This is a genomic window from Ruegeria sp. YTSC106 (assembly GCF_059609765.1).
Genome location: NZ_JBXWMI010000010.1, coordinates 58,971 through 75,657 on the forward strand (window position 1 = coordinate 58,971; position 16,687 = coordinate 75,657).

Sequence of the window (16,687 nt, forward strand, 5' to 3'; positions counted from 1 at the left end):
AGCGTGAAGCCTATGCGCTGATCAAAAAGGGAGGTCTCTCCGCCAAGATCGGCCTCGCCTTTTTGAAAACTCAAGCAGCCGCCTAAGCGGCCACGCTCTACCCCGCAAGGGGTAGGGCACCAATAACAAAACCTTAGCTTTGAGACAAGGACTTGCCCTATGAGCAAACTCGAAACATTCACCGCACCGGAAACCATCGAAACCGTTGCACTGTCCAATCTGTACCTGTCTGACATCAATCCGCGTCAAGACGTAGCCGAGGAAGGTATTGCCCTGCTGGCGGACAGCCTCGCCACGTGCGGCCTGATCCAGAACCTTAGCGGTTTGCGTGATGCAGACGGGAAAGTAGCTATTGTTGCCGGTGGTCGTCGCCTGCGCGCCCTCAACATCGCTGTCACGGAACGCGCCGATCTGGCACAGGTGCCGGTCAAAATCACTGATAACCCCTTTGTGGCCGAGCAATGGGCCAATGCCGAGAACACAGCCCGCGAAGAACTGGACCCGATTGACGAGGTTCGCGCCTACGGGAAAATGGCCGCGAAATCCCTGTCTGTTGGCAAGATCAGCAACGCATTCGGCGTGACCGAGGCGCATGTGCGCCGCCGCCTCGCGCTGGCCGATCTGCCTGATCCTGTCTTGGATGCCGTGAAAGCTGGTGAAATCAGCCAAGGCATCGCCAAGGCAATGACCATCTGTGACGACGAGGCCAAAATCCTTGAAGCACTGGAAGGGGCAAAAACCGGGCGCTTGTACAATGAATACTATGTGCGCCAAGCCCTGACACCGGATTCCGTGCGCAACACAGACCGCGCAGCAAAATTTGTTGGTCAGGATGCCTTTGAAGAAGCTGGCGGAACCGTCACCAGTGATTTGTTCCAGAACGAGGTCCTGTTCAAAGACCCTGATTTGCTGGAACGCCTGTTTGCCGAGAAACTGGCCGAGGAAGCCGAAAAGCTGCGCGAGGCGGAAGGCTGGGCATGGGCCATGACAACGGACGACAGCAACCCGTATTTTTATGAGGTTCGGGACGCTCATGGATTTGCGCAGACCCCCGAAGTTGAAGGAATTTTGACCGAGGAACAGGTTGAACGCTTTGGCGAACTGGCCGAGCTTGAAGAAGGCGATGCGCTGGACGACGCCGGAAAAGCCGAACTGGATGCGATGCAAAAGGTTCTGGATGGTGAATATCAGCCCGATCAGAAGGCGTTGGGCGGGATCATGGTCTTTGTCCGTCACAATGGTGAAATCTCAGCATTGCGTGGCCTTATCAAGCCGGAGGACCAGAAAGCCGCGATTGAACAAGACCTCATTGCGGAGCCTTCGAAACCATCCAAATCAACAACATCTGATGCGGACAAGCCCGCATTCTCTCAGAAGTTCATTGACGACATGGTTGCGATCCGGCTGGGTGCCATTCAAACGGCCATGCTCGATAAACCGGAATTTGTTCTGAGCCTGTTTGCCTTCTATGCGACACCAGCATCCGGCCACTACAACAGCTTGTTCGGGTTTGGCTATGGCGGCGCAGAGCGTAATTCGCCCGAGATTGACGATCAGTACAACCTTGACCCGCGCCTTGGCGGGGAGCGGGACGAGGCAGCAGAGGAAGCCTATAACCAGTTTCAGGAAATGGCCGGTGAGGGCAGCGTTGAAGCCTTCAAAGCATTCCGTGATCTGGGCAAAAAAACCCGCAATGGTGAAATCACAGCATTTCTCGCGCGGCGTTTCTTGACCCAACGACCCGAGTTTATGGCGGAAATCATGGAAGAAATCGGCGCTGACATGCGCGCGATCTGGACACCATCAGCGACCAATTGTTTCAAGCGGTTGAAAGGCTGGCAGCTTGACGACCTCTACAAAGACCTTCTGGACCTGCACATGGACACCGACGATTACCGCGCTTTCAGCAAGTCCAAGAAGGGCGAGAAGGTTGAGGCGCTGCACAAGCTGTTCAACGATCCAGAGCATCAAAAGGCTTTGCGTATCACCGCCGAACAGAAAGCCCGCATCGATGCGTGGGTGCCCGACTGTTTCTGAATCCAACAGGGCAGGGCGCATTGCGCCCTGTTCCAGACGGTGCGAGAACCGTCAATAAGCCGGTTTACAAATCGGAACTACGAGGACTGGTAGCCATGACAAATACAACCGCCGTAACGAAGGTTGAGAACGCCGCCCGTCGCGTGTGGAAATCTGCGCAGATGTATGTCGGGTTTCACAAAGACCAGAACGGAAAACAGCGCGATCAGGCCAAGCTCTGGCCGCCCAAGAACGGCAGCGCGGGCATTCATGACGATCCCGGCACGCAGGAGGCCATCGTGGTTGTGAAAGCCGCTGATCCAAAGACCACTCAGGACGTTGAGATCAAAATGCACCCGAACCGGATTGTGGTGCGCCGCGATGCTGACATGTGGTGGCAGGGCGTGGCCATGGATGACGACACGGTCCACGTCCGAATGGCGGATGGCACGACTATTGTGATCGGTCATGATGGCTCAGTAAAACGCCGGTCTGCCGATGACGAAACCCATGTGGACGCTGATGGCAGCATTTTCAAACTCACAGCACTTGCCGAGTCCCACATGACGGGCGATGGCGTTGAAATGACCCGCCGGACCGAGGATCGCATTGCAACGATCACCGCTGACGGTGTTGTTGATCGCGCGCGCAAGCGTTAGCCTCAGACAATAATTTCTGATTTTTCTCGTGGTGAGAACAACTGGCCCGCTTCGACGGGCCATTTTTTGTGGGCTTTTGGTTCGGGCGAAGCCACCCCCTTAAAACGCCACTCACTACGCTGACTTCGCCCTCCTCGCGGTGGTCCCGAGATCGAAATCCGCGCGAGTGTAAAGATGTTAAATGTAGGTTGTTGTTTTTCTTACAAATTACGCATTGACGTAGGGTCAGATTGCTTGTTGAGACCTCTGGTGTCCCTTGCCCCTCGGGGTCTGCGTCCCCAAGAGGCTACGCGACTGACGCTTCGCTTGGACGGTCGCAAAGGTGCCCGGCACATCATCGACTTGTTGCGCCTAGCTGTACCCGCGCAGATTGTGTCCGGCTATTAACCTGGTCCGCACAAGCACGGCACAGGGCCGGACCGTCGGTCCCTTCACCTCCGCTGACACGAAAATACGGTTTGTGCCGCCAAGGTTTTCTGATCTCTGTTCTGCAGTTCATTCCACCTCAGAACGGCCACCCGCTAGCGGATCTGAACGATGAGCTTGGGTCAGATCGAAGTAATGGTGCCACACCTGTCTGAATCCCGTTGTTCAATCGACCCGCACGCATCGACCCCGGAAGGTCTTGCCGTATCGATCGGCCTGACAGCCTCAAACCCGTTACCAGTGAAGATCCTCGCCGCCCGTGTTTCTTCTCTGATGAACATAAGCGGGCAGTCGGGGAGGCCGCACAGCGCCCGTGCCGGGCACTTTGCTTCAACTGGTAATTTCCCCTGCGCCTGCAGCGCATTCCGCGCGGATCAAATTACCTGCTGACGTCCCCTTTATGACCGCTTCAGCCATGATCATCGAAACACGTCATAGCGAGGATCAAATCATGGCAACTCAAACTCTGAAACTGAATGTCAAAACCGGCGAAAAAGAAGGCAAGACCTTCTGGAACCGCTGCGGGGTCGCCTTTGTACACACCGATGAGCAAGGCAACATCACCTCGATCTCCGTCAAGCACGACATGTTCCCCGGCGTCGAAATGGTGGCCTTCCCAAAACGGAACAACGATGACGACGTCACCGAATGACACGAGGGCAGGGCGGCGCAAGCCGCCCTTTCCTGTACTCCTGCCTACTCGCCAGCGAAGTCGAGGGTTATCCAGTCTGGGCAATTTCAACCTTGGTCGAAATTGGCCGGACCGGAGCAGGCTGTAAGCAGAGACAGCAAATATCTCAGCGTCAGCCTGTGGGGAACCCTCGGCCAGTGCTGCCCCGGGCCGCCCGCGTGATAATGGGGATTTGCAGGGACAGAACAAAACAGGATCAATGTAGTGTTTGATCCTTTATCGTCGTTCGGATCATTTTGGCAATTTCTTTGTCGTTCTCCAACATCACTTGCCGGAACAACCTTCCGACGTTCACACTCGCTCGCAATGCAGGCGGAACATCTTCCAGCAGGTCCAGTATTTCCTTTTCTACCTCACCGCCTTCAAGGGCCGAAATCTGGAATCGGATCGGAGTACGCACGACGTTCCTGATTTCACCAGTGGCTTTTTTGCGCTTGCTCATTGTGCACCCCCATTCAGGCTGTTTCGGATCATAGCGGCAACTTCCGCGTCGTTGTCCTGCAGGACCTCTTTGAAAAATGCGCCAAGGTTAAAATTCTTCTGGAAGGCTGCAGGTATGTTGCTGCGGACCTCTTCCAGTGCTGCCGCTATCTCACTCCCGTCAGAAGTCGATATTTGAACCCTGATCGGCTGACCTTCGGCGCTAAGCTCACTGGAATGGGCAGGGGCCTTTTTCTGCGGTGTTGTTTCGACTGGTTTAGGATTTTTGGGTTTCTTCGCCTGCTCTTCGGCAGGTTCGGGCTTCGGTTCAGCCGCCTGTGTGGATTGTTCCCGCTTGTTCAGATCCGTCACCGTCGGCGCGATATCAGATGCGGACCCTGCAAGCAGGCTGTCTATGCTCTTAGGCCGCGACATGCTGGACCTCGCTTTCCTTGAGAGCGTTCAGCACAAAATCAGCATTGCTCAACGCCTTCCTGCAGCGTTCTGCCATACGGCGCGCATTCGACCTGGCCGTTTGCGTCTCAGCCTGTTCCTTGGCTTCTTCAGCAAAGCTCATCAACCGCCCGATCGTTGTCCCGCTCCGAAGCGCGTCATCCATGGCGGCTGTGTCGGCAATACCGCCGACACAGCGGAACCGCTTTTCCAGCGCCTGCTTGCCTTTCTGAATACCGGCTGACTGCGCGATTGATTGCCGGGTGAAGACGATCCGGAATTTGTCTTTCGCATCAGCCGTGCTGCCGATCTGCTTCAATGCAGCTTCACACGATCTGTATGTGACCGTGATTGGATTGTATTCCACCGATGAGCCATCAGACGGGCACAGCACCATGTCTGCGACAGCCATCGCCATAGCGGCGGTCATGCTGGGTTCGCCCTTGGTGTCGATCAGCAGATAGTCGAAGCCACCGGCTTTTTCCGCCTCAAGGATGTGGGCATAGGCCAGTCGGGCATTCTCGGCATCATCCTTGGAAAACTGCCCGGCCTCGATCAGAAGTTCATCGGCGGGGATCGGTTCCAGTCCGTTATTCGGATTCAACCATTCCGAGAGTGTACCTTGCGAGTCTAGGTCGAGGACACGCACCCGTTTTCCCTGATGGTGCAAGGCGGAGGCAAAGGCGACGAGCATGGAAGATTTCCCAGCCCCGCCCTTGGAGTTTACAGCGGCATAGATTTTCAATTTGGTCTCCGGGTCTGCGCCCGAAAGCCACGCCGCGCAGCGGCGTGCCACAACCGGGCTCGCGATTTCAAGTTATCACGCGATCCCGCACCCGCGCTGATCTCAACGCTATTGCTTTTCTAAGCAATCATCAAGCACCAACCACCTAGAACGCCAATTTGCTATTGTCAACAGGCATTTGCCACGTGCCCAGTGGTTTGCGATGGACTGGCAATTGCCGCTTGTATTCTGCATGGTGCCAGTTGCCGTCTGGCAATCACAACCTGCCAAAAGGCGGCAACACAAAGACTATTGCCACCGACCCGTTGCCAAGCGGAAAATGGTGAGCGGCATGGGGCAAATAGTCGAGTCTCCCGCACCAGATCGACCACACTATACGCTTACTTTGCGGGATTATGGAGAATGTAGTACCCACATTCTTCTGGACTTGCAGTCGACCACCTTTTCTACCTACACTTGAACCTACATATGCGCGGCCTGCGGGGGCCTCGCCCGATTTCTGATCGAGGAGAGCCGCCCCGATGCCGTCTGGCATTTCAAAATCCGTCGTAAAATCCATGCGCTTTGACGAGGACGAATGGGCGTTCCTTGAGCAGCGTAGGAAGGTTTTGCAGCTGCGCAGCGTTACCGGTTTGGTGCGTATGTGCCTGCGTGTGGCTTTTGGCATTCCAACGAAAGAAGAGCTCGTAGCCAAGAAGTTTAATGCGCACCTGGTGCAGCTGGTTGGTATGGCGAACAACCTCAATCAGATGACCCGTGCGGCCAATGCCGGCAAGTTTCGGCTCAACAAGCACACCGAAGATCAGCTTGAGGCGATGAAGCTGGAAGTGCGCGCCCTGCGCCAGCTGTTTGAAGACTATTCCGATGCGGCCCATGAGCGGTCTTTGACCCGTGCGCTTGAGATTGAACGGCTGGCTGAGAAACAGCGTGCGGCGCGTGTATCGCCGAAGGTGAAGGTCAAAACATGACCAGCCTGACAACGGCATATGACCCGGCTTGGGATGCGCTCTTTGGAGAGTTGCAGCTCATTCCGAACCTGAAGCCGCGGCATGGTCAGAACCCCGCGCGTTCGCGGCACCGTCCGGCACATCGACAAAGCGCATCGAGCGGGCCAGCCGGCATGATCGCCAATACGCTTCTGACCAATCAGGCTGTGGTGAAAATTGTCCGCAGTGGTGGCATCACCGCGTCCGGCCGGCTGGGAGGCCAGCTATCTTACATCACCCGCAAAGGCACAGTTGAGATGGAGCGGGGCGACACCGGCGAGCTGACGCATGGGATGGAAGCGCTGCGGGATGTGCAAAGTGAGTGGGCGAAGGATTGGGCCCGAATGGATACGCGCACAACAAACTACACCTATCACATGATCCTGTCTTACCCGAAGGATACAGACCGGGAAGCGGCCAAGCAGGCCGCGCGCAGTTTTGGGGAGCGGCTGACCAACGGTGAGTTTGGCGATCGCTACAAATACGTGATGGCCCATCATGACGATACGGGCCATCCGCATACGCATCTGATCATAAGCCGGGCAGGGGCATCGCGTAAGGCTCTGCACCTTGGTCGTTATGGCATCACGATGCAGGATCTGCGCAATCTGCAGGTCGAGACAGCGCGGGACGTTGGCATTGTCCTGACAGCGACCAGCAGGTTCAGCCGCAATCTGCGCCCCGAGCGGGACAGCAGCGCGCGCATCCATGCGCGCCGCGATGGTCGCGATCTGCGCGAGCGTCCAGCCCCAGAGCAGCGCAGCGGGTTTCCATTCTTTGGTGTCGGTCGACAACGGCCGATCACGCCGGACCAGCTACAGACGATGAAGGATCAGCGGAACGCGGAATATGCCGCCCTTGGCGAAACCCTCCAGTCGCATCAGGCCGGGATGGGTCAGGGCATTTTCACAACCCAATACCCAGGGCGAGCCGAGACCTTGGGCACTTTTTCAACGGCTGTACTCGGCGCAGCCAAAATCCTGTTGCGGGGCGGGGTTCTCAGATCAGAGGAAATCGACATGAATACGCAAGTCGCCAACCAGATGGACCCGGCACAAGCCCCGGCCATCGACAGTGAGATGAAAGCCATCGGCAGCGACATCCGCACCTTTATCCAGGGCATGACGGACAAGGCCGAAGCCATGGAGGACGAGGACAAGCGCAGCCAGACAGAGGCCGCGATTTCTCGTGTCCTGCGGGACTATGAGCCGCTTATGGATGAAGAGACCAGGACGTTCTTTGGCAAGCGCCTGGAACGCGACGATGAGGTTGAGGTGGGCCGCGATGACGTTGATCCGACACGCCAGCGTCGTGCAGCAGAACGGGACGCAGCCGATCCCACGCGCACCCAGCCTATCGGACAAGAGCGGGGAGACCCACGCGCTGATGCAAACGATCCACGCAGCGCGGCCACCAATGCGGTGCTGAAAGATGCCGACCGGCAAGTGGCCGAGCGGTTCGAAGCGATGGGCATCAATGGCGATCTGGTCTTGTCGCGCATCCGCAATGGCGCTGATGTAGACCGGCAGACGCGCGAGAACTGGTTCGAACGGGACGTGCGGACCTTGGCGAACGCGCATTCCCTCAGCGAGAACCAGGCGCGGGTCGACATGAAGACCGCGTATAAGGATGCTTCTGAGATCTACCGTGATGCCCGTGGCGAGATCCGCGACATCAACCGGGCCTTTGCCGAGGGCAGGGGAGAAGACTTCCTGCAGGAGAAGATCAAGACCGGCGTTCAGGATGAAATCCAGGCCATGAAGGGGCAGGGTTTTGATCGGGCCGCGATTGGTGGACGTTTGCTTGAGATTGAGGACCGGGTGCAGGAGCGTGTGGCAGGCCGCGCACCGGATCGTGTTGAAGGCGAAGCGCGACCGGGCCGTGAACAGCAAGGGCAGGCCCCAAATGTCAAAGCCATCAGTTCAGCCCCGCAACGTCCCGACCTGGACGCGGGCGTGCGCGGGCAGATCGTCAATGCCGGGTCTGCGCTCTACAAAGACGACGAGAAAGACAGCCTCTCGCCATATGTCGATCTGAAGGTGGATGGGCGCGACAAGCCTTTCCGCGTCTGGGGCGTCGATCTGCCCGACCTGATGCAGCGTGAAAATCTCAACATCGGTGACACGGCTACGCTTGCCCATGACGGGTACAAGAGAGTGACGGTCAGCAAGGTCGATCCAAAGACCGGCGAAGAGAAGAACATCGAGGCAAACCGTCGTGCCTGGAAAGCCACCGACATCGAGCGCGCACCGCGTGAGGCACAACGTGGGCTTGAACCACTGCAAGAGGCTGCGCGTATCAAAAGGGATGCGTCCCCTGAACGGCCCGAAGAAAAAGGCCAGCAGGACCGTACGGTCCGCCAGGAGGTCTCCGTTGAAACCGGCGTCACGGGTGTCATCGTAGATGCCAAAGAGGCTCTGGTGCGCCCCGACGATCCGAATAGCAAATCTTTCTATGTGGATATGAAGGTCGAGGGCAAAGATGAGCCGGAACGAATCTGGGGCACCGCTCTGCAAGACCAGATGACCCGCAACAACATCTCTATCGGTGACAAGGCCACGTTCGTCAAAGCGGGCAAAGAAGAAGTCACCCGGTCACGCCGGAACCCGGAGACCGATGAGCCGGAGCGCGTCAATGTCACCCGCACGGCCTGGGATGTTAGACACGTCGATCGACAGATTGACCGTGATCCGGTCGTGCAAGATCAACGGCGTCGGGAACGGGAAGAACGCGCCAAAGGTGATCGAGGTCTCAGCCGATGAGCCGTCATCTGGAAAGCACGCTCAATCGGGTGTTCGGAGGGCAATTGCTCTCCGATCCTCTCCTGTCTGAAATCGTCCTGAATCCGGATGGCAGAATCTGGATCGAGCTCAGTGGTGAGCCTGCCATGCGCCAGCTGGACCAGCCTATGGGTGAGGATGATGCAGAGGCGCTTGCACATGACCTGGCTGGCGGTAATCCCATTTCAGAAAAAACACCGCTGGCCGGGTCGCAGTTTGAAATCGACGGGTCATTGTGGCGGGCGCAGGTCGCGGTCAAACCTGCCGTTGAGGCTGGCGTAGCATTTGCCTTGCGCCGGGCCGTGGCAAAGCAACTTTCGCTCGATGATCTGATGCAGGGCTTGCCTGACCTGGACGCCAACATGGGTGATCTGAAATCCGGCGTTGATCCCGCCGATGAAGCTGTTTTCGACGCCTACGAGAACAAGGGTTTTGGTGATTTTCTGCGAATGGCCGTCAAGGCCAAATGGAACATCCTGCTATCGGGCGGGACATCCTCCGGCAAAACGACCTGGTTGCGCGCCTGTCTTGGCGAAGTCGACCATTCAGAGCGGATCATGACCATTGAAGACGTGCTGGAGATCCGACCCAGCCAGCCCAATGCGGTGTCTCTGGTGGTAAACAAGAACGCATCGAGCAGCGATCTTCTGAAAGCCTGCCTGCGGTTCCGGCCGGAACGGATCATCATGGGGGAGCTGCGCGGTGCGGAAGCCTATGATTTCCTGTCCGCCGTCAACTCGGGCCATCCGGGTGGGATCTCGACCTTGCATGCGGCCTCGCCGGAATCTGCGCTTTCTCGTTTGGCGTTGATGGTAATGCAGGCAGATACCGGGCTGACCTATTCCGAGATCCTTGAATATTGCCGCTCAATGATTGATGTGATTGTGCAGTTTCGGAAGACCGGGGACCAGAGGCGACCAGTTGCTGTCAGGGTGCTCAGGGAGAAAGCGGTACAGGTTTTTGAAAGCCCGTTGGGGAAGTGGTCGAAGTAGGTTTTCTGGTCGCGCAGATCGCTCGTATGGCCGAGCTGACGTTCAAGCAACCTGCGGAGAATGGCCGCAAGGAGCCCATTTCCCGGAATTTCTGTGTCGCAGCGAATGGCCGCTGTCGGGAAAGTGAAGTCTCTACATGCTTGGACGGTGAATGAGCTACCCCGCGCAGCAGGATAGCTTAGCGACGTCCTTCTCGAATGTCTGCGCCGCCAATTTTAGCCCCTCGACGGTCGTGAGATACGGAAAGATCATCGCGCCCAGGTCGTCGTAGGTCATACCCATTTTGAGCGCCATTGCTGCCGTCTGGATACTATCTGCGCCTTCCGGGGCTATGATGTGCGCCCCAAGGAGCTTCTTGCTTTGCTTATCCGCAATCAGCTTGATCAGACCGCGCGTATCGCGTGCAGCCAATGCGCGGGGGACATGCTCTAAACCTAAAACCGACGTGACCACCTCATGACCAGCAGACTTGGCTTGTGTCTCGGTAAGGCCAACACTGGCCACCTGTGGGTCAGAGAAGACCACGGCAGGCATGGCGCTATTGTCATAGCTCAGGGTGTTTCCGTTCATCGCGTTTTTTGCCGCGAGCTTCGCGCCATAAGCTGCCATATAGACGAACTGATCTGCCCCGGTCACATCGCCTGTGGCGTAAACTCCGTCCCGTGTGCTGCGCATCTGCGGATCGATAACAATCCCGCCCCGCGCATTCGTTTCAATGCCGACAACGTTAAGTGCTAAGGAGCCAGTGTTTGGGGTACGGCCCGTCGCCAGCAAGAGCTTTTCGGCTTCGATCCTGACCGCAACGCCGTTATGTGCGGCGTGCAGGGTGACGCCCTCGCCTGACTTTTCAAACCTGTCATATGCCAGCCCGTCCAGCACTTTAATGCCCTCATCGGCAAAGGCTTTTGTCAGGGCTTCGCTGACTTCCGGTTCGGCCTCCGGCAACAGACCACGACGCGTAACGATGGTCACTTCGACGCCAGCTCGGGCGAATATCTGAGCAATCTCGACGCCAATATATCCGCCACCCATCACCATCAGTGATTTTGGGAGTTGCGCCTGTTCAAGTGCCGAGGTGCTGTCCAGAAAATCGATGTCATCCAGTCCAGGGATATCTGGGACATGAGGCGAAGACCCCGTTGCAATGATGACTTTTGGCGCGCGGATGGTGCGGTAACCGACCTTTAAGGAGCCACCTTTGGCGAAACTCGCCTGACCTTCAATGTAAGTGACGCCCTCATAGTTGGGCAAAACATCGACGTATTTTGCCGCGCGCAGATCATCTACCAAGGCTTGCTTTTGGGCCACCATTGCCGCCCAGTCCATCACTTTTACCGTAGCTTCCACGCCATCAAACCGATCAGCCCCTTTGGCCGAGTGCAGTGTTTCCACAGCGCGGATCATCGCTTTGGAGGGGACGCAGCCGACATTGACGCAGGTGCCGCCAATGGTACCAAAGCCAATGAGGGCAACTCGCGCACCGTCTTCCGCTGCGGTGATTGCAGCGGAAAATCCAGCAGACCCAGCACCAACAACTGCGAGGTCAAATGTATCGGTATCGCCCGCGTTTGGGTTCAGTAAATCAAGCATGATGTTTGGTCTTTCAGGTTCAGGTTTTCCGAACACGGCGGATGACAGCGTAAATCGTGATCAGCACGAACACAGCGAGCGCAGGCAATAGAACGTAATCCAGATAGCCGACGACAGCCGACAGCCCCACCACGCCAAAGAGCACGACCAGAACAGGCGTGAAGCAGCACAGCGCGGCGATCACCGTGCCAACAATGCCCGTCTTAAGGAGTCTGTCGTTCACTTTGGCCGTCCCTTTCAAACTCTTGGTTGTGACCGCGCAACCGCACGAAACTACGCGCCGCTAAGATCCCGATCCCGCCAAGCGTTGCCAGGAGGGCTATGGTCAGCACATTGGCACCCGTCAGAAAACCAGCCGTTCCGAAAAGAGCGGTTCCTATCAGAGATGCCTTTCCGCCGCAGTAGATTACGACAACCGGTGCCGCGACGATGAAGGACAGCAGACCTCCTGTTGAGCTATCTTTCATATGCGGCTCAGGAATTGCCGTCGTCGGACATAAGCTCAGCTTTATAGCCCGCAGAAGTCGAGGCGAACGCGATATCTTCTGCACTGGCGATGGCGTCATCAAAGATAACCAGCGCCGTTCGGGTTTCGGCATCAGCGGTCACGGTTACAACTCCATCGACCCCGCTCATCGCCGATTCAACGATAAAGGGGCAACTTGCACAGGTCATGCCGGGAACAGAAAATGTTACTGTCTGCTCAGCCGCAAAGACAGGGGCGGCGGCCATAAAACCAATCAAGGCCAAAACGGAAGTGTGGAGTTTCATTGTATGTCCTTTCACAGACCAAGAAGAATGGGGGCAACGACCGGCGCGATCCAGTTCCAGAACAACGCGATCACGATAAGAATTGTTGATGCCCAAAGCGCGGATTTAATCAATCGGTTGGGAAGTGGCCGCGCGCAGGTTTCGCCCTCTGCGCAGACCTTGGGCTTGCGGTAAACCATCCAATAGCCATAGCCGAGAAATCCCAGCGTGATCACGATGAAGATGGGCTTGTAGGGTTCAAGCGCAATCAGATTGCCGATCCATGCACCAGACACGCCAAGACTAAACAGGATCAACGGAACAATGCAGCACGTTGAGGCGGCAAGTGCACCAAGGACACCACCCGCTGCAATCATGCGCGCCTTGCGGCTGTCAGGATCGCTCTGGTTTAGGTCAACGTCGATTGTGTCGGTCATGCAGGCACTCGCAATTCAGGTTTCTTGATGTAAGATGCGGTCTGTAGCCACTACAGAAGCAAGAGGATTTTCGATGTCCGACTTCACGAACGCGCGAGGCCATCCAATTGGCGAAATGTCCAGGCGCACCGGCGTGAATATTGAAACGATCCGCTACTACGAGCGCATCAAAATCATGCCGCAGCCGGATCGCACGGCAGGTGGCAACCGCCAGTACAATCACGACCAACTCAAACGGCTGTCTTTCATCAAGACCTCGCGTGAGCTTGGGTTCAGCATTGATGAAATCCGCGCGCTGCTGGAAATGGTGGACCGGCAAGATTTCACATGTAGCGAGGTGCATGGCTTGACCATTGGCCATTTGGCATCAGTGCGTGAAAAGATCAAAGGGCTGCGGAAGTTGGAAAAGGCGCTTGCCGGAATGGCGGCAGAGTGCAGCCAGGGTGATTTGCCAGAGTGCCCGATCCTGGAGACGCTGTTTGAGACGCGCTGAATATGGCGAACAGTAAAAAATGAGTGGAGCAGCAGACTTCCGCTTCGCGCACTTTTTGCCTGATGCTGCGCCTAGCTTGAAGGAGTGTAATCTTCGTAGCGCTGACATTCGTCTCTACTGATGGTCGAATCATCCAGAAATGAATCGGATGGATTCAGACAAATTGAAATATGCTTGCACGTTACCGTGCGTAACAGATGCTTAGACCCTGCGAGCGCATCGTGGGAAAGTCGCTGCCTCTTGATATTGGATAGAGGCGCAAGGAGCATCACCGGCGATTCTTGACCTAAAGGCAGGCGGTTTTGTTGGGGTTCACACGCTCCGCGCCTTGCCCACGCCATTCATGGCGTTCAGGATTGAGCAATACTCAAGACCGCCATCTCCAGGGCACGCAGCAATAAGATTGTCGAGATTGTCCCTCAGGCGCAGAAGACCGTCTATTCTGGTCTGAACATCCTCGCGTTTCGCACGTGCGCAAGCCTGCACAACGCGGCACTCTGGGTTGGGTGCCTGTTGCAAGTCCAGCAGCTCTGCTATCTCGGACAGCGAGAATCCAAGTTCCTTGGCCCCTGAGATAAACTTTAGCCTGCCAAGTGTTTCGCCGCCATAGTCCCGCGCGCCTTGTGCCGGACGGGGTGGCTGATCAATCAGACCTTTGCGTTCATAGAACCTGATGGTCTCGATTCCAACGCCCGCTTCCCGTGCGGCTGCGCCGATGGTCGCCGTTGCCATATCCAGTCCCCTTTTCGAAATGCACTCTTGACTCCGTACTATGATACGGAGGTTAGACAGGATCAACAGTTGCTGCGCGGGTAGAACATGGTCGGACGATTATTCAGACGCTGGCTGTTGCCGGTTCTTGGTGCGGCGCTGGCGCTCTGGCTTACATTCCTGCTCTATGGGAGCCTTGATTTCGCGCGGTTTCTTGAGGGCTTAAGCACAGCCAATCCGTTCTGGCTGGCGATCCTTGCCGCAACGATCCTGCTCGAGCAACTTTTGAGCGGCTGGAAATGGCGGCAAATCCTCTATGACGTCAAGCCGGTCGGTACGATCAGGCTGACCGGCGCATTGTTGGCCGGTTACGGTGCCAACGTGTTGGTACCGCTTGGGATCAGCCCGTTAGTGCGGGCCTGGCTGGTCGCCCGAATGGATGGGCTAAAAATGGCGACCGTGCTATCCACCACGATCATCGCGCGTTTTCTCGACGGAGTCGTATTTGCGTTGTTCGCCGGTGTCGTGGCCATGGCCGGGCGCATCCCGCAGATCGAGGGTGATCTGCGCCTTGGCCTCAGTGTCGCAGGCGGCTTGAACCTGCTCCTGTTCGGGGGCTTCCTCTGGGCGCTCTTTCGCTTCCGGGTGCTGTTTGCCCGCGAGGGGCCGCTGATTTGCCGCGCTTTCGACTGGGTAGCGGCGCGCATGGGTGCCTGCGGCGCGGGCCTTCGAGGCGCGCTGTGCGACGGCATCGTGTGGCCGCGCGACAGCATGCGCCGCGTCAAAGCCATCGTTGCGGCCATCCTGAGCAAGGTGGTAGCGGCAACGCATTTTCTCTGGGCCGGACTTGCCGTCGGGATTGTCCTGACGGCATGGGATTATTTGTTCCTGATGGTTTTTGCCGGGTTCATCATGGTGATCGGACGTTTCGTGCGCGTTCCCGGCAGCTTCGTCTTTGGGGCGGGATTTGTGCTCAAGGCGATTGGTGTGGCTGACGAAGAGGCCCTGCTAATGATCCTCTTCAACTACGTCACCACGATAATTCTTGTCGTCGGCATCGGACTTTTGGTGCTCTGGCAATCGGGCATCGATATACGGCGCGCGCGCCTTGAGGCCGGGGAAGCCAATGCCGGGGGCTGAACGCGACATGATCGTTCGCCGCCGGTTCTGGCGCATTGCCGGAGCGGGTGCCGCGTTTCAAGGTGGGTCGGCGGCGGTGGACAGTGCGACGGTGGTGGCCAGCCTCGTTCACACCCTGACCGGCAGCGCACTGGCCGTGGGCTACGCAAGTGCAGTGCTGCGACTGGGCTGGGTGCTGACGCAGCTTCCCGTTGGATACCTGGCTGATCGCGCGACCCGGCGGATGCCCTTCTATGTGGTCGGTGCCTATGGCCGGGCGCTGGCCACAGCGCTGATTGCGGGGCTGCTTTGGTGGGGTGCTGATTGGCCACAGGTCGACTGGCCACCCGTGCCGCTCATCACCGGGTTTCTCGTGTTGTGGACGGTCTATGCTTTCGTCAGCGGCGTCGTCGCCGTTCCTTACAACGATATTGTCGGTCGCGCGATCCCGTCAGGGAGACGCAGCCGGATGCTGGCCTGGCGGTTCTTCGGAGGCGGGCTCTTGGCCATTCTGGTCGCGGGCATTCTGCGGCTGGCGCTCGAGGCCCTGCCTCCACTGCGCGCCTATGCTTTGATCTTTGCCGTTGGCGCGGTGTTGATGCTGATATCGTCAACCTTGTTCGTTTCAGCCGGTGAGCCAGAGATGCCATCGCAAAAGCCACGCGCCGCAACAGGTGGCATGGGGGACTTCCTGCGCGAAGGCTTTGCAACTCTGCGCCACGACCGGAGGTTTCGTCTCTTCCTGATCTTCCAATGGCTGGGATCAGCCACGCTGATGGCGCTGCCGTTCTATGTCGTCGCGGCCAGCGGGGCCGGGCTGGGCATTGCCTCGGTCGGAACGCTTCTGGTCACACAAACCGCCGGGGCGCTCACCTCCAATCCGGCCTGGGGCCGGATCGGCGACACAATGGGCAAACCGGACCTGCTTAGAATGGTTGCAAATCTGCGGCTCCTCCCTCCAGCATTGGCACTCCTGTTGGCCGTATACGGGGGTGGCATTTTCGGCTTTTCGGTTCTGTTTTTCATAATTGGCGCGATGATGAATGGCGTAACAATCGGGTATCTCGGCTTCCTGATGGAAATCTCGCCCGGCGACCGTCGCCCAGCCTACTCCGCTTGGTTCAATGCCTTCGCTGCGCCCGCCGCACTTTCGCCCCTGTTCGGGGCGGCTCTGGTCAGCTTTGTTGCCCTCGAAGCGGTCTTTGTGGCCGCCATCTTGGCTGCACTTGCCCAAATCATGGTACTTCGTCACCTGTCAGCATTAGGACCGTGCGACGAAAGCTGAGTTCATCTTGAACAACGCTGCAGATCGCTTGAAAAGCAACGACGTATTGGCCAATGGCCGCATTCCAATAGCGAAAACGGCCGTTCCAGATGACGCAGCGGAGGTCGGTTTTGTTCGGAGGCTGTGTGAAAACT

At 57.4% G+C, this 16,687-nt stretch carries 18 protein-coding genes; 9 read left to right on the top strand and 9 right to left on the bottom strand.

Features of this window, described 5'->3' with window-relative positions; genetic code table 11:
* Nucleotides 1-159 precede the first annotated feature (159 nt).
* The 3 genes from AC2FEB_RS14565 to AC2FEB_RS14575 all read left to right on the top strand — a co-directional run bounded on the left by AC2FEB_RS14565 (nt 160) and on the right by AC2FEB_RS14575 (nt 3,753).
* Nucleotides 160-2,037 carry a ParB/RepB/Spo0J family partition protein gene (locus tag AC2FEB_RS14565; protein ID WP_496884187.1) on the top strand — a complete coding sequence of 626 codons (1,878 nt, stop codon included), beginning with the start codon at nt 160-162 and terminating at the stop codon, nt 2,035-2,037.
* Between the two features lie 95 nt (nt 2,038-2,132).
* Nucleotides 2,133-2,675 (top strand): hypothetical protein, encoded by a 543-nt coding sequence (locus tag AC2FEB_RS14570; protein WP_496884188.1) that lies wholly within the window; start codon nt 2,133-2,135, stop codon nt 2,673-2,675.
* Nucleotides 2,676-3,552: 877 nt separating this feature from the next.
* The gene (locus AC2FEB_RS14575; RefSeq protein WP_496884189.1) at nt 3,553-3,753 is read left to right on the top strand and encodes a hypothetical protein; all 201 of its coding nucleotides are present in this window, start codon (nt 3,553-3,555) and stop codon (nt 3,751-3,753) included.
* A gap of 235 nt (nt 3,754-3,988) precedes the next feature.
* Here AC2FEB_RS14575 and AC2FEB_RS14580 read toward each other — a convergent pair whose 3' ends face one another.
* From AC2FEB_RS14580 to AC2FEB_RS14590, 3 genes are read right to left on the bottom strand one after another with little or no spacing between them, the layout of a single operon-like run.
* Nucleotides 3,989-4,234, bottom strand: coding sequence for a hypothetical protein (locus tag AC2FEB_RS14580; protein WP_372579114.1), 246 nt, complete (start codon nt 4,232-4,234; stop codon nt 3,989-3,991).
* Nucleotides 4,231-4,647, bottom strand: a complete 417-nt coding sequence (locus tag AC2FEB_RS14585; protein WP_496884190.1) for a hypothetical protein — start codon at nt 4,645-4,647, stop codon at nt 4,231-4,233. The genes AC2FEB_RS14580 and AC2FEB_RS14585 overlap by 4 nt, the downstream gene beginning before the upstream one ends.
* Complete coding sequence (locus AC2FEB_RS14590) at nt 4,634-5,410, bottom strand: division plane positioning ATPase MipZ (protein ID WP_496884191.1); 777 nt, start codon at nt 5,408-5,410, stop codon at nt 4,634-4,636. Before AC2FEB_RS14590 ends, AC2FEB_RS14585 begins: the two co-directional genes overlap by 14 nt.
* Before the next feature lie 521 nt (nt 5,411-5,931).
* Here AC2FEB_RS14590 and AC2FEB_RS14595 point away from each other — a divergent pair.
* The 3 genes from AC2FEB_RS14595 to AC2FEB_RS14605 are packed head-to-tail and all read left to right on the top strand — an operon-like array spanning nt 5,932 to nt 10,168.
* On the top strand, nt 5,932-6,378 hold the full coding sequence (locus AC2FEB_RS14595; RefSeq protein WP_496852693.1) for a MobC family plasmid mobilization relaxosome protein: 447 nt from the start codon (nt 5,932-5,934) through the stop codon (nt 6,376-6,378).
* Complete coding sequence (locus tag AC2FEB_RS14600) at nt 6,375-9,158, top strand: relaxase/mobilization nuclease domain-containing protein (protein WP_496852694.1); 2,784 nt, start codon at nt 6,375-6,377, stop codon at nt 9,156-9,158. Before AC2FEB_RS14595 ends, AC2FEB_RS14600 begins: the two co-directional genes overlap by 4 nt.
* Complete coding sequence (locus tag AC2FEB_RS14605; RefSeq protein ID WP_496852695.1) at nt 9,155-10,168, top strand: ATPase, T2SS/T4P/T4SS family; 1,014 nt, start codon at nt 9,155-9,157, stop codon at nt 10,166-10,168. Before AC2FEB_RS14600 ends, AC2FEB_RS14605 begins: the two co-directional genes overlap by 4 nt.
* Before the next feature lie 156 nt (nt 10,169-10,324).
* Here the strand turns inward: AC2FEB_RS14605 and merA are convergent, their stop codons facing one another.
* The 5 genes from merA to AC2FEB_RS14630 are packed head-to-tail and all read right to left on the bottom strand — an operon-like array spanning nt 10,325 to nt 12,945.
* On the bottom strand, nt 10,325-11,758 hold the full coding sequence (gene merA, locus AC2FEB_RS14610) for a mercury(II) reductase (RefSeq protein WP_496852696.1): 1,434 nt from the start codon (nt 11,756-11,758) through the stop codon (nt 10,325-10,327).
* A gap of 19 nt (nt 11,759-11,777) precedes the next feature.
* Nucleotides 11,778-11,981 (bottom strand): mercury resistance system transport protein MerF, encoded by a 204-nt coding sequence (gene merF / locus AC2FEB_RS14615; protein WP_496852697.1) that lies wholly within the window; start codon nt 11,979-11,981, stop codon nt 11,778-11,780.
* On the bottom strand, nt 11,962-12,225 hold the full coding sequence (locus AC2FEB_RS14620) for a hypothetical protein (protein ID WP_496852698.1): 264 nt from the start codon (nt 12,223-12,225) through the stop codon (nt 11,962-11,964). The genes merF and AC2FEB_RS14620 overlap by 20 nt, the downstream gene beginning before the upstream one ends.
* 7 nt (nt 12,226-12,232) lie before the next feature.
* Entirely contained in the window at nt 12,233-12,529 is a 297-nt protein-coding gene (locus AC2FEB_RS14625; protein ID WP_496852699.1) for a heavy-metal-associated domain-containing protein, read from the bottom strand.
* Nucleotides 12,530-12,540: 11 nt separating this feature from the next.
* Nucleotides 12,541-12,945, bottom strand: a complete 405-nt coding sequence (locus AC2FEB_RS14630; protein WP_496852700.1) for a mercuric transporter MerT family protein — start codon at nt 12,943-12,945, stop codon at nt 12,541-12,543.
* 73 nt (nt 12,946-13,018) lie between these two features.
* On the opposite strand from AC2FEB_RS14630, the gene AC2FEB_RS14635 reads away from it, so the two are divergent.
* Nucleotides 13,019-13,438, top strand: coding sequence for a MerR family transcriptional regulator (locus AC2FEB_RS14635; protein WP_496852701.1), 420 nt, complete (start codon nt 13,019-13,021; stop codon nt 13,436-13,438).
* Nucleotides 13,439-13,750: 312 nt separating this feature from the next.
* On the opposite strand, the gene AC2FEB_RS14640 is transcribed toward AC2FEB_RS14635, so the two are convergent.
* Nucleotides 13,751-14,170, bottom strand: a complete 420-nt coding sequence (locus tag AC2FEB_RS14640; protein WP_496852702.1) for a MerR family DNA-binding protein — start codon at nt 14,168-14,170, stop codon at nt 13,751-13,753.
* Nucleotides 14,171-14,257: 87 nt separating this feature from the next.
* Between AC2FEB_RS14640 and AC2FEB_RS14645 the strand changes: the two genes are divergently transcribed.
* Together AC2FEB_RS14645 and AC2FEB_RS14650 are read left to right on the top strand one after the other, a co-directional pair.
* Nucleotides 14,258-15,289, top strand: a complete 1,032-nt coding sequence (locus tag AC2FEB_RS14645; RefSeq protein ID WP_496852703.1) for a lysylphosphatidylglycerol synthase transmembrane domain-containing protein — start codon at nt 14,258-14,260, stop codon at nt 15,287-15,289.
* Nucleotides 15,276-16,553 carry an MFS transporter gene (locus AC2FEB_RS14650; RefSeq protein ID WP_496852704.1) on the top strand — a complete coding sequence of 426 codons (1,278 nt, stop codon included), beginning with the start codon at nt 15,276-15,278 and terminating at the stop codon, nt 16,551-16,553. The genes AC2FEB_RS14645 and AC2FEB_RS14650 overlap by 14 nt, the downstream gene beginning before the upstream one ends.
* Nucleotides 16,554-16,687 lie beyond the last annotated feature (134 nt).